Annotated in this window: 19 protein-coding genes; 8 read left to right on the top strand and 11 right to left on the bottom strand. The window is 68.9% G+C overall.

Annotated elements, in window-relative coordinates:
* Positions 1–7: 7 nt before the first annotated feature.
* From GNX95_RS29025 to GNX95_RS28985, 9 genes are all read right to left on the bottom strand, one after another.
* The gene (locus tag GNX95_RS29025) at positions 8–2,629 is read right to left on the bottom strand and encodes a hypothetical protein (protein WP_163510802.1); all 2,622 of its coding nucleotides are present in this window, start codon (positions 2,627–2,629) and stop codon (positions 8–10) included.
* Positions 2,630–2,694: 65 nt separating this feature from the next.
* Entirely contained in the window at positions 2,695–2,853 is a 159-nt protein-coding gene (locus GNX95_RS29020) for a DUF6760 family protein (protein ID WP_163510801.1), read from the bottom strand.
* Complete coding sequence (locus tag GNX95_RS29015) at positions 2,850–3,326, bottom strand: hypothetical protein (protein ID WP_163510800.1); 477 nt, start codon at positions 3,324–3,326, stop codon at positions 2,850–2,852. Before GNX95_RS29015 ends, GNX95_RS29020 begins: the two co-directional genes overlap by 4 nt.
* Before the next feature lie 4 nt (positions 3,327–3,330).
* A complete protein-coding gene (locus tag GNX95_RS29010; RefSeq protein WP_163510799.1) occupies positions 3,331–3,777 on the bottom strand; it encodes a phage tail protein in 447 nt (148 codons plus the stop codon).
* 37 nt (positions 3,778–3,814) lie between these two features.
* Positions 3,815–5,347: a phage tail sheath family protein gene (locus GNX95_RS29005; RefSeq protein WP_163510798.1), complete on the bottom strand. Its 1,533-nt coding sequence runs from the start codon at positions 5,345–5,347 to the stop codon at positions 3,815–3,817.
* 282 nt (positions 5,348–5,629) lie between these two features.
* Positions 5,630–7,675 carry an ATP-binding protein gene (locus GNX95_RS29000; RefSeq protein WP_163510797.1) on the bottom strand — a complete coding sequence of 682 codons (2,046 nt, stop codon included), beginning with the start codon at positions 7,673–7,675 and terminating at the stop codon, positions 5,630–5,632.
* A complete protein-coding gene (locus GNX95_RS42710) occupies positions 7,672–8,700 on the bottom strand; it encodes a Pvc16 family protein (protein ID WP_222854019.1) in 1,029 nt (342 codons plus the stop codon). Before GNX95_RS42710 ends, GNX95_RS29000 begins: the two co-directional genes overlap by 4 nt.
* A gap of 13 nt (positions 8,701–8,713) precedes the next feature.
* On the bottom strand, positions 8,714–13,774 hold the full coding sequence (locus GNX95_RS28990; protein WP_163510796.1) for a CARDB domain-containing protein: 5,061 nt from the start codon (positions 13,772–13,774) through the stop codon (positions 8,714–8,716).
* Between the two features lie 190 nt (positions 13,775–13,964).
* A complete protein-coding gene (locus GNX95_RS28985; protein WP_222854018.1) occupies positions 13,965–14,591 on the bottom strand; it encodes a helix-turn-helix transcriptional regulator in 627 nt (208 codons plus the stop codon).
* A 162-nt stretch (positions 14,592–14,753) separates the two neighbouring features.
* On the opposite strand from GNX95_RS28985, the gene GNX95_RS28980 reads away from it, so the two are divergent.
* The 6 genes from GNX95_RS28980 to GNX95_RS28955 all read left to right on the top strand — a co-directional run bounded on the left by GNX95_RS28980 (position 14,754) and on the right by GNX95_RS28955 (position 22,582).
* On the top strand, positions 14,754–16,100 hold the full coding sequence (locus GNX95_RS28980) for a COG1470 family protein (protein WP_163510795.1): 1,347 nt from the start codon (positions 14,754–14,756) through the stop codon (positions 16,098–16,100).
* Positions 16,101–17,093: 993 nt separating this feature from the next.
* Complete coding sequence (locus GNX95_RS28975; RefSeq protein WP_163510794.1) at positions 17,094–18,512, top strand: gamma-aminobutyraldehyde dehydrogenase; 1,419 nt, start codon at positions 17,094–17,096, stop codon at positions 18,510–18,512.
* Between the two features lie 18 nt (positions 18,513–18,530).
* Positions 18,531–19,682, top strand: a complete 1,152-nt coding sequence (locus GNX95_RS28970; RefSeq protein WP_163510793.1) for an ABC transporter ATP-binding protein — start codon at positions 18,531–18,533, stop codon at positions 19,680–19,682.
* Positions 19,679–20,890, top strand: coding sequence for a polyamine ABC transporter substrate-binding protein (locus GNX95_RS28965; protein ID WP_187369718.1), 1,212 nt, complete (start codon positions 19,679–19,681; stop codon positions 20,888–20,890). Before GNX95_RS28970 ends, GNX95_RS28965 begins: the two co-directional genes overlap by 4 nt.
* A 4-nt stretch (positions 20,891–20,894) precedes the next feature.
* Entirely contained in the window at positions 20,895–21,758 is an 864-nt protein-coding gene (locus GNX95_RS28960) for an ABC transporter permease (RefSeq protein ID WP_163510792.1), read from the top strand.
* Positions 21,755–22,582: an ABC transporter permease gene (locus tag GNX95_RS28955; protein ID WP_163510791.1), complete on the top strand. Its 828-nt coding sequence runs from the start codon at positions 21,755–21,757 to the stop codon at positions 22,580–22,582. The genes GNX95_RS28960 and GNX95_RS28955 overlap by 4 nt, the downstream gene beginning before the upstream one ends.
* Here GNX95_RS28955 and GNX95_RS28950 read toward each other — a convergent pair.
* Complete coding sequence (locus GNX95_RS28950; RefSeq protein ID WP_163510790.1) at positions 22,562–23,710, bottom strand: TDT family transporter; 1,149 nt, start codon at positions 23,708–23,710, stop codon at positions 22,562–22,564. The genes GNX95_RS28955 and GNX95_RS28950 overlap by 21 nt on opposite strands.
* Before the next feature lie 99 nt (positions 23,711–23,809).
* Positions 23,810–24,715, bottom strand: coding sequence for a LysR family transcriptional regulator (locus tag GNX95_RS28945; protein ID WP_163510789.1), 906 nt, complete (start codon positions 24,713–24,715; stop codon positions 23,810–23,812).
* Between the two features lie 106 nt (positions 24,716–24,821).
* Here GNX95_RS28945 and GNX95_RS28940 point away from each other — a divergent pair, with 106 nt between their 5' ends.
* Both GNX95_RS28940 and GNX95_RS28935 read left to right on the top strand, forming a co-directional pair.
* Positions 24,822–24,983, top strand: coding sequence for a hypothetical protein (locus GNX95_RS28940; protein ID WP_163510788.1), 162 nt, complete (start codon positions 24,822–24,824; stop codon positions 24,981–24,983).
* A complete protein-coding gene (locus GNX95_RS28935) occupies positions 24,983–26,233 on the top strand; it encodes a lanthionine synthetase C family protein (protein WP_163510787.1) in 1,251 nt (416 codons plus the stop codon). The genes GNX95_RS28940 and GNX95_RS28935 overlap by 1 nt, the downstream gene beginning before the upstream one ends.

Genomic DNA, 26,233 nt, shown 5'->3' with positions numbered 1-26,233 from the left:
GTCTCCCTCAGCGTCGGTAGTCGGTGATCAGGCCGCGGCGCTCGCGGTCGTTGCGCAGCTCGGCCTTGATCCGGCGCAGCAGCGGGTCGAACAGCGTTTTCAGCAGCTCCTCCGGTGCCTGCGCGGCAGCTGGCGTGGCACCCGGATGGGCTGCGTCGGCCGGTGCGGCTGCCGGTGCGGGCTCGGCGGCCGGAGCCGGCTCACCGGTCTCCACCGCCTGCACGGTGATTGGCTCCGTCTGTACGGCGATCATCGGCGCGGCCATCCGCTGCACGGCTTCGGCGGTGAGTTGTTGTTGCGTCGGCGGCAGGACGAGCTGCCGGCTGCCGGCGCCAAGCCGTGGCGTACCGGTCGGCGTACGCTGCACGCTCTGCTGTGCGCGCGGTGCGGTCGGCAGGTCGACTTTCGGTGCTGTCTCGGCAAAAGTGGCGCTGCGGCCGTTGGCGGTCGGGCTGGCGGCCGGCGTCGTGCCGAAGGCGATGTCGAATGCTGAGGTCGTCTCTGGCGTTGCGCTCGGTGCCGCGCCTGTTGGGGCGTCGGTGGCGACGGCCCGCTGCACCGGCGCGTACACGTCGATGCCCGGCGTCGGTGCGTACGTGGTTTTTGGTGTGGTGGCTGCGGATCGGGCGACGTACACCTGCGGCGTGGCGGTGCTCCACGTGTTGGTCGATGGCACGGCGTGCGGTCCCGAGCCGCCGGCGCTCGCGGTCGTGGCGGCCGCCGGCAGGATCGGCATGGGGGACCGGTCGGCGATCAGTTGGACCACCGGCATTGCTTCTGGCGCACCAAAATCCGGTGTCTCGACGGTGTCGGTCGGTGCGTCGGTGGTGGCGATCGGTTGGGTGCCGAGTGTGCTGGTCGTCGGCGTGACGCTGGTTGCTGGCGCGCCGGGCGTACGCGTCGGTGTGTCGACGGACGACGTCTGCGCGACGGGCAGGACTGGCAGGCCAGCGTACGGGTCGGATCCGTTGCTGCCGTGGGAAACGCTGGCAGCACTGTCCACTGTGGACGCGGTCGTGCGTGCCGGTGTGCCGACGCCGGTCGTCGCTCGCTGGACCGGTGCGGTGGCTGCGTCGAGCGGCGTCGGCTCGGCCGTCGGGCCGCCGTTCAACGTCGGCGCGACCGGCATGTCGACGCCGGCCGCCGCACGCTGGACCGGCGCCGGGGACGCGGTGACCGGCGCCGGCTCGGCCAGCTGGCCGGCGTTCAGCGTCGGCGCGACCGGCAGGTCAGGGGTGGCCGGCGAATCAGGAGTCGCCGGCCCGTCCGGAGCCGTCGCCGGAGGGTCTGGGGTCTCGGCGCTTGGTGCTTCCGGCGTCGGCTCTGTGATCGCTGGAGTTTCGTTGATATCGCCGCTGATCAGCCGTTGTACGGCCGGCGGGATGAGCGGCGCGTTGTCCTCGGCGGCGCGCGAAACCGTCGGCAGCGTCGACGACGGCGGCGGTTCGTTGTTGCCGTCGCTCGGCGGGTTCAGCGGCGCGCCGAGGCCGAGCCGGCGCGGTCGCGGGGTCACGCTCGGCGTGGCCGCGGCCGACCGCTGGACGTGCGGAGCGGGCGTACCAGCGAAAAAAGGTGTCCCCAGGCCGGGTCGCGGCGGGTCGGTGTCGACCGCGCGCTGGACGGCCGGCACGACCGGCATCGCCGGCGGGGGACCGCTGGGGGTGGTCGGCTGCGGCGCCCCGGCGGTGTCCGCCGGCTCACTGTCGAGGCCGAGCGTCGGCGCCGCACTGTCCACAATGGACACCGGGGAGGACGCCAAAGTTTCGGTGCCAGCGACGGAAGTCCCGGTGGAGCGCTGCGCGGTCGGCAGCTCGCCGAGCTGGCTCGTCGGCGCGTCGCCGGAGTCGTCGGTCTCCGTGACGGCTTCCGGCATGCCCAGCAGCGGCGTGTCGGCGGCCGCCCGTGAGACGGGCACGACCGGCGGTGTGTCGGCCGGCAACGGCGTGAGCGTACGGATCGGCGGCGTGAACGTCGAGGTCGTCAGGGGTGTCGAGCGCTGCACCGGAGCGGCGAGCACCAGGTCGGTGTGGTTGGTACGGGTGACGGGCTCGGCGACCGGAGCGGACGGCGGGTCCAGCACCGGTACGGGCGTCGCGGCACCAACCGTCGGCGCCTCAGTCGGCGCCTCGTACGACGGCGTATTCGCTTGTGTCTCAACGATCGACGAGCCGACGGCCGCCGGTGCTGAGGTGTCGGCGGCGCGCTGCACCGCCGCCGGAGCGCTCACCGGCAGCTCCGCCGGCGTACGCGCGACAACAGGCGCTAAGGAGTCTGGTGGCGTGCTGTCACCACCGCCGAAAAGCCTTTGCAGCACGGTGAAAGCCCCGCCGCGGCGGGGTTGGTGCTGCGCCGGCGGGATGGCCAGCGGCAGGTCCGAGCCGCCGGTCGGCAGCGCGGTCTGCCGCTGAGCCGGCGCGACGGGTGTCGCCGGAATGACACCGGACGGGCCGTCCGGGTCGATGCTGTGTCCGAGCGTCCCCAGATAGCTGGGGCTCTGCCAGCTGGTGAGGCCGGCGGTGAAGCGCTGCACCGGGTTGACCAGCGGTGGGTACGGGATCGCCGGGACGATCGGCGGCAACGCCTGCCAGTCGGCGGGTCCGCGAGCGCGGATCGTATTGTCAGGCGGCACCGCCGGGCCGCTCGGGGTGTCCCGAGCGGCCCGCTGGACGCGTGACGACCATGGCCACATGCGTGTTACCGTTCCTCACTCATCCTGGTGTTGATCCTGGCGATCTCCGCCACGTAGCGCTGCCGGTCGCCGTGCTCCAGGTCGAGGATTTCGTCCCACGACCAGTGGAAGTGGTAGGCGACGTACGCGATCTCCTCGTGCAGCCGGTCGGTCGCGTACGTCACGATTCCCCCAGGCGACCACCTGCCACGTCGACGGTGAACCGGTGCTCGCATTCCGGGCAGGTCACCGCGGCGCGGGTGTGGCCCTCGCTGTTGATCCGGCGGTAGAGGTCCTGGAGGAAGGCCAGGTCGGAGGCGAACAGGTCCTCCATGATCATGGCGTGTACGTCGGTGATGTCACCGAGCCGCACGATCACCCTGGCCAGCAGCACCACGGTCAGGAAGGCCGGGTTCTCGCGTACCCGGTCGTCCCGCAGCGGGATCAGCTCGTCCCGTGCGGTCGCCAGCCGCATCACGCCGTGCTTGTGCACCTTTCCGTCCTCGTCCACGTATCCACGTGGCAGCTCGAAGGCGAACTCGGTGCGCAGCTTCGGCTCGGCTGCGGCCGCCGGTGGCGCCGCCGCTGGTGCGGCGGCCTCCGGCGACCCGGACGCCACCGGCCCGGCGGCGTCCGGGAGGGCCATGGTGCGGCGCATCGCGCTACTCCACTTCCATCGTTTCGTAGGTCAGCGTGAGCTTCTCGGTGAGTACGTCGGTGCCGCCGGCCTTCAGCGAACCGATCTCCAGGCTCTTGGCCCACATGTTGGTGAGCTTGTAGCGCTTGATCGGCGCGCCCTGGTAGTCGAAGACCAGCACCGCGCCGTTCTTGCGGGCGGCCGGCATGTTGCCCAGGCGGGCGTCCTTCACCAGCTGCTCGAACGACTTGTCGTCGGACAGGCCGCGGGTGACGGTGATCTCGCCGGCTTTCTGGCGGCCAGGCATCTTTTTGTTGATGTACTTGCCGTCCTGCGATGCGTTGTGCTTGAGCTCGATGACGTCCTGCTCCATCTTCAGGCCGCTGATCTCCTGGATCTCCTTGACCTGGATGCCGTCGATCTCCAGGCCAAACGACCAGCCGACCGCTCTGTCGAGATCGGGAAGTGCCATGTTGGTTCTCCTGCTTTCTCAGTGGTAGCGGTCGGTCTTACTCGTTCACCAGGCTGGTGCCGCCGGAGAACTGGGCGAGCCGGAAAATCACGAACTCGGCCGGTTTCACCGGTGCCACGCCGATCTCACAGACGACCTGGCCGGCGTCGATCCCCTCGGCCGGGTTGGTCTCGCGGTCACACTTGACGTAGAAGGCCTCGTCCGGCGTCAGGCCGAACAGGGCGCCCTTTCGCCATTCGTTGACCAGGAAGGCGGAGATGGTGCGCCGGATCCGGGCCCACAACGCGTCGTCGTTGGGCTCGAAGACGACGAACTGCGTGCCGCCGAGGATCGACTCCTCGAGGTAGTTGAACAGCCGCCGTACGTTCAGATAGCGCCACGCCGGATCGGAGGAGAGCGTACGAGCGCCCCAGATCCGGATGCCGCGGCCGGGGAAGGTGCGGATGCAGTTGACGCCGACCGGGTTGAGCAGCTCCTGCTCGGCGCGGGTCAGCGTGTTCTGCAGCGCCACCGCGCCGCGGATGACCTCGTTGGCCGGCGCCTTGTGCACGCCGCGCTCGCTGTCGTTGCGGGCCCACACCCCGGCCACGTGACCGCTCGGCGGGATGAACTCGTTCTTGCCGCTGGCCGGGTTGAAAACCTTCGGCCACGGGTAGTAGAGCGCGGCGTACTTCGAGTCGTACCCTGCCTCGTTCTTGCGCCAGTTGAGCACCTGCTGCGCGTTGAGGTTCGGCGGCGGGTCGATGATCGCGATCCGGTCACCCATCAGCTCGCAGTGCGCGATCATGCCCAGCTGCACGGCCTTGAGCGTCTCGCCGTCGATGGCGCCGGCCTCGTACGCGGTCATCAGGTCAGGGGCCGCGACCATGGTGATCTCTTCGACCGTCTCCAGGCCACCGAAACCGGTGCGGTCGGCCACGTCGCCGACGTAGTCGTTGGCGTTGACCCGCTCCGGCACGGCCGGCGCCGGCGGCGGCAGCTTCAACGTCGCGTTGCCGGCCGGCTTCGCGACGACGCCGGGGCCGGCGGACTGCTCGGTCAGCGTGATCAGCTTCGACCGCTCGCGCACCTGCGTGACGACGTTGTCCTTGCCGCGCTTGCTGGTGACGTTTTCGAACGTCTCCTCGACCTTGTTGCCACGCTTGACATTCAGCGTGAACCGGTCGTCGGGCGGGTTCTCGCCGGCTGCCGGCGCGACCTCGACGGTGATCTCGCCGTCGCCGGCGTTGAGCTCCTTCGCCACCACCTGGTACGCGCCGAGCTGCGCCTGCGGGCCGGCCGGCAGGGCCGCCTTCCCGTTGGAGGCCGCACCTCCGATCCGAACCACGTAGCAGTTGCCGCCACCATTCAGGAAATAGCCGTAGACGGCCTGCGCGAGGTACGTGCCCTCGACGAACTCGCCGAAGGTCTGCACGTACTGGCTCCAGTTGGACACCAGCGTCGGAGTGTTGAACGGCCCCTGCGACGCGAATCCCACAAAGGCGGCCACCGCGGTGCCCACGCCCTCGATCGGGCGTTGACCAGCGTCGACCTCCTCCACGTACACGCCAGGGGACAGATAGGTTGGCATTAGGCCTCCCGCTCGAGGGTTTTGTCTCGCAGAAATCCTCGTCCGGCTAAGAGTCTCCGGACACGGCCAACCGGATGGGTTCTCGGGAACCACTTTGTGCCTCAAAGGGCAGCGATCGTTGGTCTTTCAGGCCTCGCGCGGTGTGGGGATGCTTTCCTTGCGTGCCACGGAAGTTGGTAACTGGCCAGTTCGCGAGCTTGACGTTTTGGTGGTCGTTATCGGCGTGTCGACCACCAAAACGTCGAGTTCGCGAAAAACGGCACGGACAAAACGGGCGGTGCTTCAGAAGGCGTTTTGCGCTCGCGGCGCCAAAACTCCCACGTACTTCCCGAATTCCCGCTCCAGTACGAGCCGCCCCAGTTTCCGGTATTCGCGCGCCACCGCTCCGGCCAGATCAGCCATGTTCACCGGTCGACCTGCCTCAGCCGCCAAATACGCCGCGGTAACCGCGGCCGACCGGATATGACCTCCGGCCAGTTCGAAGGAATCCGCCAGGAAATCCAGGTCAACGTCGGCCGCTCGCGGCAAGCTCTTGCCCAGACACCGATCCCAGAGCGCCCGACGAAGCGGCTCGTCTGGTACGGGAAAGTCGATGACGATGTCGAGGCGGCGGGTGAATGCCTCGTCGAGATTGGCGCGTAAGTTGGTGGCCAGTATGGCCAGCCCGTCGAAGGTTTCGATGCGCTGCAACAGATACGCGCTTTCGATGTTGGCATAGCGATCGTGCGCGTCGCGCACTTCGGAGCGTTTGCCGAAGATCGCGTCGGCCTCGTCGAACAACAGTACGCCGTTGACGCCGGCCGCCTCTGTGAAGATGCGTTCGAGGTTTTTCTCCGTCTCGCCGACGTATTTGTCCACGACCGTCGCCAGGTTGACCGTGTAGAGGTCCAATCCGAGGTCGCCGGCGATGACCTCCGCGGACATGGTCTTGCCGGTGCCGGAGTCGCCGGCGAAGAGGGCGGTGACGCCGCGGCCTCGGCCGCCGCCGGGGCGCATGCGCCAGTCGGTGAGGACCTGCTCGCGGTGGCGTGCCCGCGCGGACAGCTCGGAAAGCTGGCCGGCGACCTGCTCCGGCAACACCAGGTCCGGCCAGCCGACCGCCGGTTCGATGCGGCGGGCGAGGCGTTCCAGGCCGGCGGCGTTCTGGTCGCGCGAGCCCTGCCGCAGGTGGTCGGCGGTCACCTCGCGGCCACCTTCGGCGACGGCGAGCGTACGGGCAGCCGCCGCGGCACGCCGGATTTGCACTGGAGAAAGGATAAACTGGGCCGTCACCTCGGCCGGATCAACCGTGCCGAGCGTGCCGTCGAGCATGCCGCGCCACAACACCTCACGCACCTGCGGACCGACCGGCTCGGCGTCGGCGCGCAGCGGCGCGCGGTCGGCCCAGCGCGGATCCCACCGGCCCGGGCCGTAAAGGATCAGCGGTACGCCGGCGTGCGCCAGCAACTCGACGATGTTGCGCAGACCGCGTTGTCCGTCCGCGCCAATCGGTCCGGCCACCATGCCGGCGCCGGTCAGCAGTGCCTCCAGCATCAGCGCGCGTACGACCGACGCATCGGTTTCGTTGTTGTCCAACACTTCCGCATTGACCGGCAGGGTCGGCCGGCCGGCCAGCGCGAGCCCCGCCGCGGCGACGGCCAGGCCGCTGCCGCCGGCCAGTTCGCGCAAGTACGCCAACGCCGTGCCGGCCGCCACGGCTCGCGCCAGCTCCGGTGCACCAGGCAGCGGTGGCAGGCCGGACAGGTCGTCCGGCCAGCACACCGCGGCCAGGCTGGCGTCCGGCCGGTCGTCGCCGAGCAGATACGCCGCGACCCGGTCCGGCACACGCAACTGCCGGCTGAGCAGCGGCCGGTCGGCGTCCTCGAGCGCCAGCAGGCCCGTACGCAACAAAGGAGCGTCACCGGTCAGCCGAGCGCGACCGGCCGCGGACGTTTCCGGGAGACCACAAAGCCGCAGCGCGAGGCCGACGGTCGCGCGCCGCCGTGTCACGTCATCGTTGAGATAGCCGTAAAACTGCTCGAACCGGCTGTCGAGGTCCGGTGCCACCGCGATCAGCAGCAGCTCGGTGTCCACATCGGACAGTCCGGCCCGCGCGGCCAGCCGGCCGAGCCGGCTCGGATCGCCGGCCGCCGCCGGACCGGTCGGCGCGCCGTCGGTCAACGGCTCGCGCGGCTCGTCCAGCAGCGACTCGATCATCTCGTCGGACAGGTAGAGCCCGCGGAACGCGTCGTCCGCCCGCGGATCCGCGCTCTGCCGCGCGGCGAGTACGTGCCGGACGCGGCTTTCCAGGACGGCGAGCCGATCCAGCACCGACTGTTCGGTCGTCACTTCTGGCCAGACCCCTTACCGGTCGAGCCGCCGTCGGCCGGCTTGTCCCGCTGCGCGATCCGCAGCCGCCGGCGCATGGTGATCCGCGGCATCGGCTGGCCATTCGGACCGACACCGACACTGCCACCGCTTCCGCCCGCGGCGGGGAACGTACGCCGCAGACCACCAGCCGCACCGCCGGCAGCCGTACCACCAGCCGAAGCCGCGGCCCCAGCCGCGCCGCCGCCAGCGGCGCCAGTATCGCCACCGGACGCGCCGCCGCCTTCGCCCTCCGGCGAACCGTCAGCACCATCCGAGCCACCGCGCCGACCCTTGCCACCGCGACCCGAGCCACCACCGCGCGCGTTGGCCATCGAAACCCGCCGGCCCGAGCCATCGCCGCCAGCCGCCACGATGTCCTCGTCGTCGATGTATTCGACGTGGTGCCGCAGCGGCTCGTCGACCTCGCCGGTCTGCGTGTCGACACCGGCCAGCGTCATGCCGGTGCTGGCGATCGGCGCCGCCGGCCAGACGCGCCCGGTCATCATCGGCGCGCTGATCACCACGTCCAGCGACGGCTTCAGCTCGCCGCCGAGCGCCGTCCACACGTCGGCGAAGGAGCGGTCCTCCGGCGGCGGCAGGGCCGTGGTGATCTGCACGTCCATGCCGAGGTCGGCCAGCGAGCCGGTCAGGATGTCCTTCGGCAGCGCGTCGTAGAAGAACAGCGACCCCATCAGCGACGACAGCAGCCGGTGCTCGTCCTCCGGCCGCTGGGTCCAGGCGGTCAGCAGATACGACAACTTGATATAGCGCGGCGGCAGGTGACGAGCCTCGATCTTTCCCTGCGCGTCGTAGGAGTTGAGCATGCCACGGTTGCGTTTGCGCAGGTCCTCGCGGATGTCGTAGAGGTAGACGTTGACCGTCGGCGCGTTCCGCCGAGCGGCCCACTCCTTGGTCGGGGCCTCGAAGGCGACCTCCACGTCGCTTCCCGGCAGTGCCCGGTTGCGGACCAGCTCGCGGAGGGCCTCGTCTACCTCGTGGATCATCGATCGCTCCCGATTACTGGTTCGGTCCTGGGAAGTCCGGCACGCCGCCGACCTGGTACTGCAGGCTGGTGACCGGCTTGAACCCGGGGCCGGTGCCGGTCAGCCGTACGCCGGCCAGCCGCTTGTTCTTGATGTCGTGGTAGGGCACGACGATCGGCACCGTGAAGTTGCCTTTGCCGTCGGTCGTCACCTCGAGCGGCTTCTGCCCGAGTCCGAACTGCCAGTCGAGCGTGACCTTGGTGTTCGGCGGGAAGCCGGCGCCGCGCGCGGTCGGCACCAGGCCGGGCGGACCGACCGACGGCAGCAGTGCGATCGTCGGCTCGCCGACGACCAGCGGCGAGCTGGCTGGCAGCGTCTGTTTGGCACCGGACGCGTCGACGTAGTCCAGCTTCGCGTTGACCGTGGTGGCGATCTTCACCCGCGGATCGATAGTCGCCTTGACCGTGATCACCGTGTTCTTGGTGATGATGCCGAGATGGCAGGTCGTGCCGTCCGCGCTGCAGTCGGCGGTCGGATCGGTGGCGCCGCCGATCACCGGTTTGCCGGTCACCGGCAGCGCCGCCGGCAGGCCGGTGGTCAACACCGCGGCGGTTTTCGCGGTGTCGCTGAGGTTGCGGATCGTGTACGTGGCGACCAGCGGTGAGCCGCCGACCACACCGGGCTGCGGCGCGATCTGCAGCGAGAACGGCTGGTTGGTCGCGTCGTTGGGATTCAGCGGCGGACGCGCACTGGTGGGCGGCGTAAACCGCGTCTGGAAGGCTGGCTGCTGCGCTCCACCCGGCGTGCTCAGCGCCTTCGCCCCCGGTCCACCGGCCGCGTCGACCAGGTAGATCGACGCGTACGGGCTCACGTCGGCGGCGGCCGCGGCCATCGCCGAATAGGTCGTCGAGCTGTATTCGGTGAAGTCGTACGCGAGGTACCTGCCGTCCGGCGACCAGGCCGGGTTGTCCAGATAGCCGTTGTAGTTGTTCACGTTGCTGATCACCGAGCGGAAGCTCAGGTCGGCCGTGTTCACGACGCACAGCTGCTGGCTGTAGCCCTCGCCGAGGTTCCGGTAGGAGACGTACGCGATGCTCCTGCCGTCCGGCGACCAGGCCGGCGAGTAGTGGTCGTACGGCGCCGAGCTGCTGCCGCCCTGGCAGTTGCCGAGCGTCGTGGCGGTCAGCTCGGTCTGATCGCCGACCGTCGCGGTGTTGCCGGCGACCGTGACGGTGACCCGCCAGATCGTCCGCTGCTGGCGGCCCTCGTCGTCGTATGTGGCGCGGGTGAAGGCCAGCTGGCTGCCGTTGGCCGGCGAGAACGCCGGCTGCGAGTCCTGCGCGGACAGGCCTTCCGGCAGCGGCACGCGGTCGAGCAGCGTGGTCACGCCGGTGGCGTCGACACGTACGATCACGATCCACGAGTCGACCAGTGTCCGGCCCTCGTCGCCGGCCTCGTACTGCGACCGGGTGAAGGCGAGCACCTGGCCGTTGGGAGCCCAGGCCGGCGACGAGTCGCTGGTCATCGCGTCACCGAAGTCGGCGATCGACCGGTTGTTGCGGCCGTCGAAGTCGGAGACCGCGATCCGGCTGTCACCGCGCTCGTCGTACTCGACGTAGGCGAGCCTGCTGCCGTCCAGGCTGAACGCCGGCTCAGCCTCGTCGCGTACCGGCCGGTCGCTGTGGTCGTAGCGGCCGCCGCCGGTCAGCTCCGAGCTCCAGATGTCCCCGCCGTTGCCGAGGTTGGTGATCGAGGTGTAGAGCACGTCCGCCGCGGCGCCGGCCGACGGCGTCCACCAGGACGGATGCGACTCGGGCGCGTTGCTGGCGGCGACCGCCTGCGGGGCCGAGCCCCCGAGCGCCTGCGTGTAGATGTCGCCGGCGCCGTCGAAGCGGGTCGTCGTGTACGCGATCGACAGGCTGTCCGGCGACCAGGCCGGCTCGCTGGAGTCCATCGCGCTGGTCAGCCGCACCGGCGAGCCGGTGCCGTTGGCCAGGATGACCGCCACGTCGGTGAGCCCGGCCGCGGTGGTGCCGCGGAACAGGTTGGTGGCGTACGCGATCCGCGTGCCGTCCGGCGACCAGGCCGGTTGGGTGTTGACCGTCGCGGTGTTCGCCGCGGTGGTGCCGGTCAGCTGCGTGGTCGCGCCGCCGGCCGCCGGCGTGCTGTAGATGTTGAAGTTGCCGCTGGTCGACCGGTTGCTGGCGAAGGCGATGGTGAGGCCGTCCGGCGACCAGGTCGGATAGTCGTCGATGCCGGGACTGGTGGTGATCCGGCGGATGCCGGTGCCGTCCACGTTGATCACCCAGATGTTGAAGCTGCCGGACCGGTCGTCGGCGAAGGCGATCTGGGTGCCGTCCGGCGAGATCGCCGGATGCCGGAGGTTGTTGAGGTCGTTGGTCAGCCGCACCGGTGTCGCATTGGCGTTGGCGGCGTACATGAGCTCGCCATCCGTCTCCGCCGAGCCGACCGCGGCGTCGCGGCTGACCCAGGCGATCGCGGTGCCGTGACCGCTGGCGTCACTGCCAAACTTGCCTTCCGCGTTTGGCAGCGCGGGCTGCGGCGAGACGTCTGGTGCCGCGTGCAGCACCTGGGTGGTGTCGTTGCTCGCGTACGCGATCCGGTAGTTCAGGCCGCCGGAGACCGCCAGCACGGTCGCCGAGTCGCTGGAGCTGGCCGCGCCGTCGGGATATTGCATCTGCGCGGTCGCGCTGACCGCCGAGTTGAGCGGTGCGGTGATCGTGTACGTGATGGTCGCGGTGAAGGTCGCGCCGGCGGCCAGCGTCGGTACGAAGCAGTCGCTGCCGTTGCTCGCGCACTGTGCCGGCGTGACCGACTTGACCTGCAGGCCGGCCGGTGCGGTGATCTTCGTCCACACCTGCTTGACCGGCGTCGTGCCGTTGTTCTTCACCGCGTACGTGACGGTGAGGTCGTTGCCGACGGTCGCCGGCTGCGGTCCTGCGGTCACCGTGACCTGCGGGTTTCCGTTCGTACGCTGCCAGGTCGGCGACACCGCGCCGCCGGGGACGTCGACCGACTTGGTCAGGTAACCCGGCGCGCCGTCGCCGGCCGCGAAGACCGTGTAGATCTGCGCGGTGCTCAGGTTCGCGGTCACGCCACCGCTGTGCAGCGCCGGCACCGCCGTGTAGGCGCTGTCCGCCGTCGAGGCCGGTTGTCCGAGGCTGACTCCGGTGTTGCGGCTGGGCGACGGCGTCGGGGTCGGCGACGTCTTGGGGCTGGGTGTCGTCTTGGGAGTGGTCTTCGGCGCTGGTGCGGAGCGGATCACTGGCGGCGGAGCCGGCGTGAAGGTGAACGCCAGTGTGTTGCCGCCCGGAGCCCACGCGAGATCCGAAATCGTGCCGGCGCTGGTCGGCGTCGGGATCTTCAACGGATTGGTGCCGTCGGCGTCCGTACGGCAGATGCCTCGTCCACCACCGATCGCGAACGCGATGTAGTTGGTGCCGCCGTCCCGCTGGAACGACGGGCTGGAGTCGGCGGTGGTGGCACCGCTCACGGTGCAGGTGCCGTGGTTGTCGGCGGTGCCGAGCAAGCGGCTCTGGTTGTCGACCTCGACCGTGCCGTCGCCGATGGACAGGTCGGCGAGCCAGATCCGGTAGTAGTCCGGCGTCGCCGTCGCGCTGGTCGCCCCGACCCGGCCGAACGCGATCCGCGTGCCGTCCGCGGACCACGACGGCGAGCTGTCCCACAGCGCGGTCCGTGGCCGTCCGGAGGACGGGTCGCCGATGCCCGTACGCGCCGCGCCGGTCGCCGCGTCCACGATGACGATCTGCTGCGGATGGTTGGTGACGAAGCCGGTGCCGGCCGGCGTACCGCCGCGGGTGAAGGCGACCAGCGTGCCGTCCGGCGACCAGGTCGGCTGGGTGTCCTGCCGGCCGCTCACCAGCGGCGTGAGGTCCTGCGGGTTGGAGCCGTCGGCGTTGGCGACCACGATGTGGCTGCGGTTGTTGGTGTTGTCCCAGTCCGCGTACGCGACCTTGCTGCCGTCGGGGGAGAACTCCGGGTCGGCCTCGTCCGCGTTGATCGTGTTGGTCACGTCCGTACGGTCGTAGTCGGCCTGGTCCGGGTGGTCGGTCCAGCCGGCCGTCCAGATGTCGCCCCTGTCCTTGGCGACGAAGGTCGAGTAGATGACCGAGGTGGTGCCGTTGAAGGTCCACCACGACGGCCGCGACTCCGGCTTGGTGGTGACGGCGACGGCCGTACGCGCGCTACCGGCGGTGGGGTTGATCGTGTAGATGTCGCCGGAGAGGTCGGCCGTGCGGGAGGTGATGGCGAGCTTCGTACCGTCCGGCGACCAGGCCGGCTCGTCGCCGTCGGTAGTGGGCGTGGTCAGCCGCGTGATCGCGTTGTTGGACAGCGTGATGGTGACGACGTCTGCCAGCCGGTCGCCGCGGCGATAGCGGTCGGTCGCGAAGGCGACCTTGGTGCCGCTCGGCGACCAGGCTGGCTCGGTGTCGACGCCGGCCGTGGTGGTCAGCCGTTTCACCGTGCCGTCGGCGATGGTGACGGTGTAGATGTCGCCGGACGGGTCGTCGCGCGTACTGCTGAAGGCCAGCTGCGTGCCGTCGGGGCTGTAGCTGGGATAGTCGTCGACCGCGCGGCTGGTGGTGACCTGGTGCAGCCCGGTGCCATCCACGCCGATGGTCCAGATGTCCCAGTTGCCGGACCGGTTGGACGCGAAGGCGATCTGCGTACCGGCCGGGTTGAGCACCGGATGGCGGTCGTCGTACGCGTCGCTGGTGAGGCGGACCATCGGTGCGACGCCGCCACTCCAGTAGGCGATGTCGCCGTCGGCTTTGACTCCGCCGCCGGTCGCAGTCTTGGTCACCCAGGTGACGGCCGCGCCACGCGCGAAAGCGTCCGTGTCGCGGGTGATCGTGGTGTCGGTCGACGGCAGTACGCGCGTCGCCGCCGTGCCGGCGGCCAGCTGCTCGACGCCGCCGCCGGCGTAGCCGAGCCTGGTGTCGAAGCTCGGATTTCCGCTCTGGTGCGCCGGTGCACCGGGACGCGCGACCGCGAGGGCCGGCGTCGTCGGTGCGACCGCCAAAGCCAACACAAGCGACGCTGCACCAGACATGCAGGCCGCCATACGCACACGTGACCACAACGTGCCGCGTCTAGACACTCTGCTCTTCACCCACTCGTGTCGGGGCACCCCGGCTGGCACCGGCACCTACCGTCGCTTGACGGGCCGGTAATTGGGACCAGATGTTGGACATGCAATGGGGCAGGGAGAACTGCCCCATGGGGCACTTCTGGTTGCCCGATCAGATAAGTCCGTGCTTGAGCGCGTACGCGACGGCGTGGCTGCGGTTGCGCAGGTGCAGGCGGCTGGTCACGTCGTGGAGGACGTTTTTGACCGTACGCTGAGAATACGACAGCTTCTGGGCTATTTCCTCGGTGTCGAAGCCGTCGGCCACCAGCCGGAGCACCTGGACCTCGCGTTCGGCCAGCCCGGAGAAGGTCAGTCCGCGCGGCCCGAGCACCTGCCGCTGCAGCTGACCGACCTGGTTGAGCAGCCGGCCGAGCAGGTCCGGCGGCACCGCGCCGTCGCCGGCGGCGGCCGACTTGAGCACGGTCACCAGGTGCTCGGCGGTCGCGTCCGCGCGGCGTACCAGGCCGGCGACGCCGATCTCCACCACCGCGACCAGCTCCGACTCCTCGATCTGGGTCGCGACGATGACCAGCCGGTTGATCGCACGCGCGCGCAGTCCGCGCAGCGCACGGATCGCCGCCTCGTCGATCCGGTCGGTCACCACCAGCGCGACCTTGGCCGTCTGCCATTCGTCGTTGCTGACGATGCGTACCTCCGGCCGCGGTGCCAGCTGCCCCTTGATCCCGGCGTAGGAGATCGGGTCGCGTGCGTGCAGAAGGACTGGAAGCCGTTCGATCATGTCAACCACCTGCCGAAATGAGCGCTCACCCATGTGGCGCCGACGTTGTGCGACCAGCATCCTCAGCGGGATTAACGTGCCCTTAAAGTGCGCTCCACGTTGCCCGAAGGGGTTCCCCTGCGTCGGGTGTCCTGTGGCGGATCAGCCCCTACGGTGCCCTTCGTGAGCACTCACGCGACCCTTGACGCGCCGACTCTGGACATCGAGCCCGGCGCCACCGCATCCACCGGTGTGACCATCCGGAACAACAGCCCGATCATCGAGCAGTATCGCTTCGAGGTCGTCGGGCCGGCGGCCGGCTGGTCGACCGTCGAGCCGGCGGTGGTCAACATCTACCCCGACAACGACGCCGAGGTGTCGGTCACGTTCGCGCCGCCGCGGTCCTCGCGCGTACGCGCCGGAGAGCATCCCTATGCCGTACGCGTGCTGCCGGCCGAGAACCCGGGCGCGGCGACCGCGGTCGAGGGCCTGGTGCGGGTGCTGCCGTTCTTCCAGACGACCGCGGAGATCACGCCGCGTACGTCCAGGGGGCGGCGCAAGGCGCGCCACGAGGTCGCCGTCGACAACACCGGCAACGTCCCCGTCCACGTCGACCTGACCGGCGGCGACCCGGACGGGCAGCTGGACGTGCGGCCACGGCCGTCGTCGCTGACCGTACAACCGGGTCAGGCGTTGTTCTCCGCGGTCGACCTGCGGTCCCGGCACGCACACTGGCGCGGCCAGCCGATCACCCGGCCGTTCCAGCTGATGGTGACCCCGGCCGACGGTCAGCCGATCGTGCTGGACGCCAACATGCTGCAGCTGCCGATCCTGCCGCGCAACATCTTCCGGTGGATCGCCGCCATCCTGGCTCTGCTGGTTTTGTTGGTGGCAGCATGGTTTCTGTTGGCCAAGCCGACGCTGGAGCAGGTCGCCAACAACGCCGCGCAGACCGCCGCGGCACAGCAGAAGGCCGCCGTCGACCAGGCCGCGGCCGACGCGAAGAAAGCCAACCAGCGCCTCGACCGCACCCCCGGCGCGCCCCCGGATGCCGGCGGCCCGGCCAGCCCCGCGCCGTCGACCGGCCCCGGCGGCGCGAAGAAGGCACCGGTCACCTCCGTCGAGTTCGGCTATCTGAGCGTCGCGGCGGTGAACGGCCAGCAGAGCAGCCTCACCACGAACTCCGCCGTACTGCGGCCCGGCAGCGGCCAGACCATCATCGTCCCGTCGGTGACCATCCAGAACCCGCAGAAGGACTCCGGCACCGTCGAGATCCTGGTCGACGGCCAGCGCGTCTGGGGTCCGCAGGCCCTGGACAACCTTTTCGAGCTCAAATACGAATTCAACCCGACCCTGACCCTCAGCCGCCCGACAACGACAACGAACCCGGCGCCTCCGCAGCGTCTTCAGCTGCGTATCAACTGTGTGAAGGCCGGGGATCCGCTGACTGTCAACAACCAGAAACAGGGCGGCGGTACCTGTCGGGAGAGTGGTGTTTTCTCGTACACCTTGATTACGCCGCAGTCATAGGGGTTGGGTTTTGGGGGCAGGTACGCAGCCGGGTGGCCGCGTACCTGCTTTTTGGTTGGTTGTGGGATGGGGTTGGGTTTTCATGATTGTTGGGTTTTGGGGGGTGGTTTCGCCTTCGCGGCGGGCGCTCCTGCGCGGAGGGCGACCTCAAGGGGAGGGCGCGCGGGGTTTCGTTGTTGGTCCGGTTGGGTGCCGCGGGTGCGGTTTCGTACGTGGTGTGGAACGGACAAACCGGACCAGGAGTGTGGCTAGGGCACCGGAGCCGCGGTGGCGTCTCGGTGGGTGGCGAGAGGGTCCACTATGTGGGACGGGAAGACGCGTGGAGCGCTAAATGTCGGGATTGTGAGGTTTGCGGATGGCATGAATGTCGAGTTACTAGCGTTGGACGCAAGGAACAAGGCTTTCACGCCGCCGCGATCACTACGGGCTGTGACGGGTGTGACCGCTGAGGCTGACAATGCTGTTGTGACTACTGGCCTGCAACAGATGTCCGTTTTGATGTCTTGTTAAACAAGTATTACTCAGTCAGCCGCTACAGCACGATCGTTTGGCGTCCATCCCGACGGGTTGCTTCCCATACGTGACCGAGCAAGCCTGGAGAACCCAGCCCCGACCGCAACCGCCGCCCGCACCCCCCATGTACACCGATTGGCGTCCACGCGCCCCCTCCCTTGAGGTCGCCCTCCGCGCAGGAGCGCCCGCCGCGCAGGCGAAAAACCCAACCACCCCCCTGACGCAACAAGCAGAAAACCCGACCACCTCCCCAACGCAACAAACAAGAGACGCAACCACCTCCCCAACGCGACAAACAGAGACGCGACCACCTCCCCAAGGCAAGAAAAGGGAAGACGCACCCTCCTACCTCCGCGCTCTCCTCCCATCACAAGCGATTCCGTACCTCTCGCCAACTTTCTCAACGGAATCACTTGTCCAAGCGTCGCATCTCTGCCAAAGTCGACAGTCATCAACCACCAACCAGAGGGAGCTGGTGCGGTGCTGCAGCTGCGTAACTTCGTCGGCGGCGCGTACGTGGAGGCGCTGGACGGGCGGACTGACGACGTTGTCGATCCGGCGACCGGGGAGGTGTACGCGCAGGCGCCGAGGTCGGGGGCCGAGGATGTCGACGCGGCTTTCCGGGCGGCGGCGGAGGCGGCGCCTGGGTGGGGTGAGGCGACGCCGGCCGAGCGCAGTCTCGCGTTGTTCCGGTTTGCCGACGCGATCGAAGCGCGCGCCGACGAGCTGGTCGAGGTCGAGTGCAGGAATACCGGCAAGCCGCGCGAAGTCACGCGTACGGAGGAAATCTGGCAGATCCTGGACTGCGTACGGTTCTTCGCCGGCGCCGCGCGTACGTTGGAGGGCCGCGCGGCCGGTGAGTATCTGGCCAACCACACGTCCTGGATCCGGCGTGAGCCGATCGGCGTCGTCGGCCAGGTGACGCCGTGGAACTATCCGATGGTGATGGCGGCGTGGAAGTTCGCGCCAGCGTTGGCGGCCGGCAACGCTACCGTGCTCAAGCCCTCCGACACCACGCCGGCCAGCACACTGCTGCTCGCCGAGATCGGCGCTGAGTTTCTGCCGGCCGGAGTTTTCAACGTGGTGACCGGAAATCGCGACACCGGCCGCGCCCTGGTCGACCATCCGATCCCGCAGCTCGTGTCGGTGACCGGCAGCGTACGCGCCGGCATGGAGGTCGCGCAGTCCGCGTCGCGCGATCTCAAGCGGCTGCATCTGGAGCTCGGCGGCAAGGCGCCGGTCGTCGTTTTCGATGACGCGGACGTGGAAAAGGCCGCCGAGGCGATCGCCGGCGCCGGATATTTCAACGCCGGCCAGGACTGTACGGCCGCCACACGCGTGCTCGCGGCGCCGCGCGTGCACGACGACTTCGTCGCCGCTTTGACCGAAGCCGCAACGAAAACCACCACCGGCGGTCCGGACGACGACTATGGTCCGCTCAACAATCCCAACCAGCTCGCGCGCGTGAGCGGCTTCGTCGACCGCGCGCCGGCGCACGCACAGGTCACGACCGGTGGCACAAGGGTCGGCGATCGCGGGTTTTTCTACGCGCCGACGGTGATTTCCGGCCTGCGGCAGGACGACGAGCTGATCCAGGACGAGATTTTCGGTCCGGTCGTGACGGTCCAGCGGTTCACCGACGAGGACGAGGCGGTGACCTGGGCCAACGGCGTCAAGTACGGTCTGGCCTCCAGCGTCTGGACGCGCGACCACGCGCGCGCGATGCGGGTCTCGCGGCGGCTGGACTTCGGCTGCGTGTGGATCAACACGCACATCCCGATCGTCGCGGAGATGCCGCACGGCGGTTTCAAGCACTCCGGCTACGGTAAGGACCTTTCCCTTTACTCGCTGGAAGAATACAGCAGGGTCAAGCACGTCATGAGCTACTTCGGGGACTGATCTGGCAGGAGCGTTCGCATGGCTGACACGGCAACGACATCGACCGCCGCGACGGCGGCTCCGGACGCTGACGACCGGCCGGCCATCGGCCTGGTCGGGGTCAGCAAGACCTACGCCTCGGCACACGGTGACGTGGCCGCGGTCCGCCAGCTGGACCTGCAGGTCGGCCAGGGCGAGTTTTTCTCGCTGCTCGGCCCGTCCGGCTGCGGCAAGACCACGACCATGCGGATGGTCGCCGGTTTCGAGGTCCCCAGCACCGGATCCGTGCACCTGTACGGCGAAGACGTCACCGCGCTGCCGGCGCATCGCCGTGACGTCAACATGGTTTTCCAGTCGTACGCGCTGTTTCCGCACATGACGATCTTCGAGAACATCGCGTTCGGACTGCGACGCAAGCGGATCGACCGAGCGGAGATCACCCGCCGCGTCAAGGACATCGTCGAGCTGACCGAGCTCACCGGCATGGAGAAACGCCGTCCCGGCCAGCTCTCCGGCGGCCAGCAGCAGCGCGTGGCTTTGGCGCGTGCACTGGTAAACCGGCCGCGCGCGCTGCTGCTCGACGAGCCGCTCGGCGCGCTCGACCTGAAGCTGCGCCAGTCCATGCAGATCGAGCTCAAACGCATCCAGCGTGAGGTCGGCATCACCTTCGTGTACGTGACACACGACCAAGGCGAGGCTCTGACGATGTCCGACCGGATCGCCGTGATGAACACCGGCGTGGTCGAACAACTCGGCGACCCCAGAGACATCTACGAACGGCCGGCGACGCGCTTCGTCGCCGGATTCATCGGCACCTCCAACCTGTTGTCCGGGCCGGTGGCCAAAGTTGTCGACGGACACGCCGTCATCGAGCCAGGCGACGGTCAGCGCATCGTCGTGGAGAGTCCACATGCGACGGTCGGCGAGCAGGTCGAGCTGACCGTACGGCCGGAGAAGGTGCGGCTGTCCGCGACCGAGCCGGACGGCGACTTTTCCCGTATTCGCGGCGAAGTCACCGAGGTCGTCTATCTCGGCACGTCCACCAACTATGCCGTACGCACCGAGTCCGGCGCCGACATGACCGTCTTCCTGCAGAACGGCTCGGACGCTTCCGACGTCGCCGAGCGCGGCGACCGCGTCTGGCTCTGCTGGCAACCGCGGCACTCGTACGCGCTGGCGGTCCAGTCGTGAACCGCGCCGCTTTCCTGCGCGGAGCAACGCTTTCCCGCCGGTCGGTGCTCGGTCTCGCGTTGGCCGGCGGGGTTTCGCTGGCAGCCTGTGGTGTGAAAGGGAAGCAGAAACCGCCGCCGACCCGGCAGGAGATCGCCACCTTCTGGTCCGGCCAGGAGCGGCACGGCAAGGTCAACTTCGCCAACTGGCCGCTCTACATGGACGAGCAGCGTACGCAGCTCAAGGAGTTCACCAGGGCGACCGGCACGAAGGTCAACTACCAGGAGGTCATCCAGGACGACCCGTCCTGGTTCGGCCGCATCCAGCCGCAGCTGGCCGCCGGCCAGTCGATCGGCTATGACCTGATGGTCGTCACCAACGGCATCGAGCTGACCAAGCTGCAGCTGCTCGGCTATCTGGTGCCGCTCGACCACAGCAAGCTGCCCAACTACGCCAAAAACGCGGGTCCGACCTACAAGAGGGAGGTCTTCGACCCGGGCAACGTCTACACGATCCCGTGGACCTCCGGCATCACCGGCATCGGCTACAACCCCAAGTACGTCAAGAAGGAGATCACCAGCATCGAGGAGCTGTGGAATCCGGCGTACGCCGGGAAAGTCGGCATGTTCTCGGCGACCGACGAGCTCGGCTACTTCGGCATGTACCGGTCCGGCATCGACCCGGCGACGGCCGGACCGGCCGAGTGGAAGAAGGCCGCGGCGACGCTGAAAGAGCAGCGCGACAAGGGAATCGTCCGCGCCTATTACGACCAGACCTACATCAAGTCACTTGCCAACGGCGACCTGTGGATCACCATGGCCTGGTCCGGCGACATCTTCCAGCAGAACGTGTCGGAGGGCACCGGCCTGAAGTTCGTCATCCCGAAGGAAGGCGGCTCGCTGTGGACCGACAACATGTGCATCCCGATCTCGGCGGAGAACCCGCTGGACGCGCTTGAGCTGATGGACTTCTTCTACGACCCCAAAATCGCCGCCGGGCTCACCGAATACATCAACTACGTGACGCCGGTGCCGAGCACACAGCAGGTCATCCGCGCGGACGCGGCCGCCGCGACCGGCGACGACAAGGAGTCGCTGGAGGCGGTCGCCAGCAGCCCGCTGGTCTATCCGTCCGCCTCGGATTACGCGCGGCTGCACAGTTTCCGGCCGTTGACACCGACAGAGGACCGTACGTTCCAGGACATCTTCCAGCCGATCACGCAGGGGTGAGCCGATGCACAGGCTGCGCGCGGCGCTCGCGCCGTACTTTCTGATCCTGCCAGGTGGTCTGTGGCTGGCGATCTTCTTCGTGATCCCCGCGGTCTTCATGCTCTCGCTGTCGCTGCAGACCGGCGACGTGGTCACCGGCTTCACGCCGACGTGGAGCTTTTCCAACTACACCCACGCGATCTCGCTCTATCACACCCAGCTGATCCGATCCCTGTTGTACGGTCTGGCCGCGACGGTCATCGCGATCGTGCTGGCCTATCCGATGGCATACTGGATCGCTTTCCACGGCGGCGCGCGCAAATCGACGTATCTGCTGCTGATGTTGCTGCCGTTCTTCGTGTCCTTCGTCCTGCGTACGACCGCGTGGAGCTTTCTGCTTTCCGACAACGGCGTCCTCCTCGGGCCACTCAAGGCGATCGGCCTGTTGCCCGAGGACTTCCACATCCTGGCGACGGCTCCAGCGGTGATCCTGGGGCTGACGTACAACTGGCTGCCGTTCATGGTGCTGCCGATCTACCTCGCGCTGGACCGCGTCGACCACCGCGTCGTCGAGGCCGGCCGCGACCTCTACGCCGGAAAGGCCGCGATCTTCGGAAAGATCATCCTGCCGCTGTCGCTGCCGGGCGTTTTCGCCGGCGTCATCATGACGTTCGTGCCGGCCAGCTCGGACTTCGTCAACGCGCAGGTGCTCGGCGGCACCGCCAACACGATGATCGGCAACGTCATCCAGTCGCAGTATTTCGTCGCCAGCAACTATCCGATCGCGTCCGTGCTCTCGTTCACCCTGATGGCGTTGCTGCTGATCGGCATTTTCGCGTACGCGCGAGCGCTCGGCACCAAGGAGATCATGGAGGCGGCCGCGCGATGACCGCAACAGCCGAGAAAACCGCCGTCGCTCCGCCGGCCGCACGCGTGCAGCGCTCCGGCCGCTATCTGCGGGTCTGGACCTGGGTCGTGCTGGCCTGGCTGTTCGTACCCGTTGCCGGCATGATCGTCTTTGGTTTCAACGACACCAGGGGAAAGTTCAACAACACCTGGCAGGGTTTCACACTGCACTGGTATCGGGACGTGTTCGCGATCCCGGACCTGACGATCTCGTTGCTCAACTCGCTGACGATCGCGTTGTTGACCGCGATTTTCGCTGGTGCGCTGGGGACTCTGATCGGTCTCGCGCTCGCGCGTTATCGCTTCCGCGGCGCCGGCATCCTCGACACGGTCATGTTCGCCGCGATCGCCGCTCCCGAGGTGGTGATGGGCGCCTCGCTGCTGTCGATGTTCCTCAACCTCGACATTCCGCGCGGCTATCTCACGATCCTGATCTCGCACATCATGTTTTCGTTGTCCTTCGTGGCGATCACCGTACGAGCGCGCGCGGCGACGCTGGATCCGTCGCTGGAGGAAGCGGCTCGAGATCTCGGCGCCGGGCCGTGGGAGACCTTCCGGCTGGTCACGTTGCCGATGATCCTGCCGGGCATCATGTCCGGCGCGTTGCTGGCTTTCGCGCTGTCCATTGACGATTTCATCATCACCAGCTTCAACGCCGGCTCCACCGAGACCTTTCCGCTGTGGATCTGGGGTGCGACGCGCGTCGGCCTGCCGCCACAGGTCAACGTGATGGGGACGCTGATCTTCGTTTTCGGTGTGGTGCTTGCCATCGGCGGCGCGTTGTTCTCACGACGGCGCGCCGGCTAAGGTCTGTTCCGAAACAGGCCCTTGCGGCCTGGCCTGGAAAAGCCGGCCGCGATAGCTGCCGTAGGCGGTGCGGGCGGCGACCGTGCTCCACGCGACCAGAAGCAGCACATAGAGCGCGACCGCGCCGACCGTGAACAGGTCGGAATGCAGCCGTCCGGCGAGCGCGCTGGTGCCGGTGACGACCGTACCGACCGGAAAGGTGAAGCTCCACCAGGCGAGGGTGAACGGCAACCGCCGCCGGGCCGTACGTGCCGTCAGCGCTGCCGCGAGCACCAGCCAGACGACGGCGAAACCCCAGGTCGGCACGCCGTAGACGAAGCCGAAAGCGGCGGCGGCCTGGTGATACGGCCGAGGCAGCGCGGCAGCCGCGGCGTCACCGCCCAGCAGGTTGGCGGCGGTGATCGACTGGCCGAGCGGCCCGAGCACGATCCACACCGTCGGCACGGTCGCCGCCGGGCCGGTCTTGTGCCGCACCAGCCGCTGCCAGACCTGCGGCACGATGAACAGCGTGGCGAACAGGCTGACGCCGAACATCGCATAGCAGGCCATCAGCATGTCCAGCCGAGCCTGCCCCGCCGGCAGGTGCGGGATGAGCAGCGCGCCGTTGGCGGCCGACACCATGGGCGGCACCACCGGCATCAGCCAGCCGCCGAAAGCGCTGTCCGGCGCGATGTCGTGGCTGGTCATCATGCGGTAGGGGATCCACGCGGTGGTGACCAGGCCGAGGGCGGTGCCGGTGGTCCACAGCGTCCAGTCGACGGCGAGTGCCGCGTCCAGGCCGATCCAGTCCCGGCCGAGCACGAGCGCACCGGCGCCGACCGTCATCAGTGCCATCGGCGGCGCACCCCAGAACTGCGCCATCACCGGATCGTGCGCGTGGCCGCGCGCGGTGGCCGGATGGCGGATCCAGTGCACGACCCACGCACAGGTCAGCGCCACCAGCATGACCGCGGCGAAGGCCCAGACCACGGTGGCGGCCGTACGCAGGCCGGCGAACCGCACCGGCAGCGTCGTGGCGGCCACCGCGACGATGCCGGTCCCCATGATCGACGCGTACCAGTTGGGACCGAGGTTGGCGAACAGCTGCGCCGGGTCGTCGAGGTCGCGCAGCATCCGGTGTGAGGCCATAAGGCCACTTTGAGCCTGGTCGGCGAGTCGCACCAGACACCAGTCTCCGATGGATGCATAACCGGGGCTTAGAGGTCGCTCCCCTATCCGCGCGACCTCTTATGTGCGCAGCGCGATGGCCAGCAGGTCGCCGGCCGCGCCGCGGACCGGCTGGCCGGCCGGCCAGATCGCCCGCAGGCGGCGGGTGAGGTCGAGACCGGGTGCGCTCAGGCGTACGAGCGTGCCGGCGGCCAGCTCCGCCGCGACCGCGCGCACGCTGAGCACCGCTGGACCGATCCCGCCGATGGCCGCCGCCTTGATCGCGGTCGTCGACGACATCTCCAGCATCGGGGCCGCCAGCTCGATGTCGACCTGCGCGCGTACGGCCCGTTCCCACGCCTCCCGCGTGCCAGAGCCGGCCTCGCGGCTCAGCAGCGGTGTGGCCGCGAGCTCCGCCGGGCGTACGCGCCGCCGCCGAGCCCAGGGATGCGATGGCGCGACCACCACCGCCAACTCGTCGCGCGCGACCTCCCGCGCCTCGACGCCGGCCGGCACCGCCGGACCCTCGACGAAGCCGATGTCGGCCTGGCCGCCGAGCACCTGCACGGCGACCTCGGCGGAGTTGCCGCAGCTGAGCGTGGTCACCGTCTCCGGATCGGCCGTACGCAGCGCGATCAGCCAGCCCGGCAACAGATATTCGGCAACGGTGAGGCTGGCCGCGATCCGCAACTGGGTGGCGCGATCGCGCCGCAGCGCCGCGATGCCGGCCTCCAGGTCGGCCGCCCGGTCCACCACCGGCTGAGCCCAACCGGCCACGACTTCGCCGACCGTCGTCAGCTGCGTGCCACGCGCCTGACGCTCCAACAGCCGCGCGCCGAGCTGGCGTTCGAGCTGCCGCAGCCGCGCGCTGGCGGCCGGCTGCGACATCTGGTGCGCCGCCGCCGCGCGGCCGATGCTGCCGAGCCTGGCGACGCTGAGCAGCAGGTCAAAGCTGGTCAGGTCGCTGACCCGCGGCGGGAGAGCCATAACCACAGTCTATGTCCCAGGAATCTTTCCCCGATGTTCCCGGCCGCTGGCTCTGCCCACCCGCCGGCCAGCCGCCGACGCTGGAGACGACGAAAGGAGAGGTTTCATGCACAGCACCGATGAGTTCGACCTGGACATCCGGCTCGACGAGCCGCCGACGCTGCGTCCGTGGAGCGGCCCGCAGCACACCTCCGGCCCGATCGGCTGCGAGGACTCGCACGACGCGACCTGCGGCGTGTGCAACACGCACGGCTGGACCTGCAACTAGTGGATGGCCGGCCTGCGTGGAAAATCCGGCTGCCGGCGCCGCTCGCGGAGTCGGCGGTGGCCACCGCGGTCGAGGTGGCCGAGCGGCTGCGCGACCGTACGGTGACCGGCACGCAGGCCGGCCTTGAGGCGTCCGCCGGCGTCGCGGTGCTCTACGGACAGCTTGACCGGCTGCGGCCGGACGACGGTTGGGACCGTACGGCACACGCGGCGCTCGCGGACGCCACGGACGACCTTAACGGTGCGTGGAGCGCGCATCCCGGCATGTTCGGCGGCCTCGGTGGGGCGGCTTTCGCGGCCTCGTGGCTTTCCCGCGACGGCACGCGATACCGCCGACTGATGTCCACATTGGACACTCGGATCGTCGCGGCGGCTGGAGACCGTGGCGAAGCGTTGGCGGCGCGACCGTACGGCCTGCCGGCCCGTGCCTGGGACACGATCGTCGGACTGGCCGGCACGGCTGGATATCTGTTGTCCAGGGCCGAGGAACCGCTCGGCGTACTGACCGGCCTGGTGCGGCTGTGCCAGCACGGACCGGGTGGACCCAACTGGTTCACCCCGGCCGACGTGATCTTTCCGGACAGCCCGATCGCCAGGCAGTTTCCGGACGGCGTACTGAACTGCGGCCTGGCGCACGGCCTGCCGGGTCCGCTCGCGGCGCTGGCTCTTGCGTCGCGGGCCGGAGTTTCCGTTGCCGGCCAGGAGGAAGCGATCCTGGCTGGCGCTTCGTGGTTGCTGGACAATCGCGCCGACGACGAATGGGGACCGAACTGGCCGTTCGGTGTCTCGCCGACCGGTCGCCAGGGACCGCTGGCGCAGAGCGGCTGGTGTTACGGCAGCCCTGGCATCGCACGCGCGCTGTGGCTGGCCGGTGTTGCCTTGGACGACGCCAAAATCCGCACGTTTGCGGTCGAGACGATGACCGCGGTCTATCGGCGGCCATGGCGCGAGCGCGCGATCGGCGCCTCGCCCGGACTCTGTCACGGAGTCGGTGGCCTGTTGCAGATCACGCTCCGATTTGCCAACGACACCGGCAATCCGGTGTTCACCGAGGCCGCGATCGACCTGACCGAGCGGCTTTTGGAGATGTACGAGCCGCAACGCACGATCGGCTTCGCCACGATCGAAGACGACGGTGCCCGGGTCGACCGGCCCGGTCTGCTCGATGGTGCGGCCGGGACCGCACTCGCGCTTCTCGCCGCCGGCGCCGCGGTCGAGCCAGGCTGGGACCGGCTGTTGTTGCTGGCGTGA

Source organism: Fodinicola acaciae (assembly GCF_010993745.1).
Lineage (GTDB): Bacteria > Actinomycetota > Actinomycetes > Mycobacteriales > HKI-0501 > Fodinicola > Fodinicola acaciae.
The sequence above is the reverse complement of the archived record's forward strand: the minus strand, read 5'-3'. Positions and strand labels throughout refer to the sequence as shown.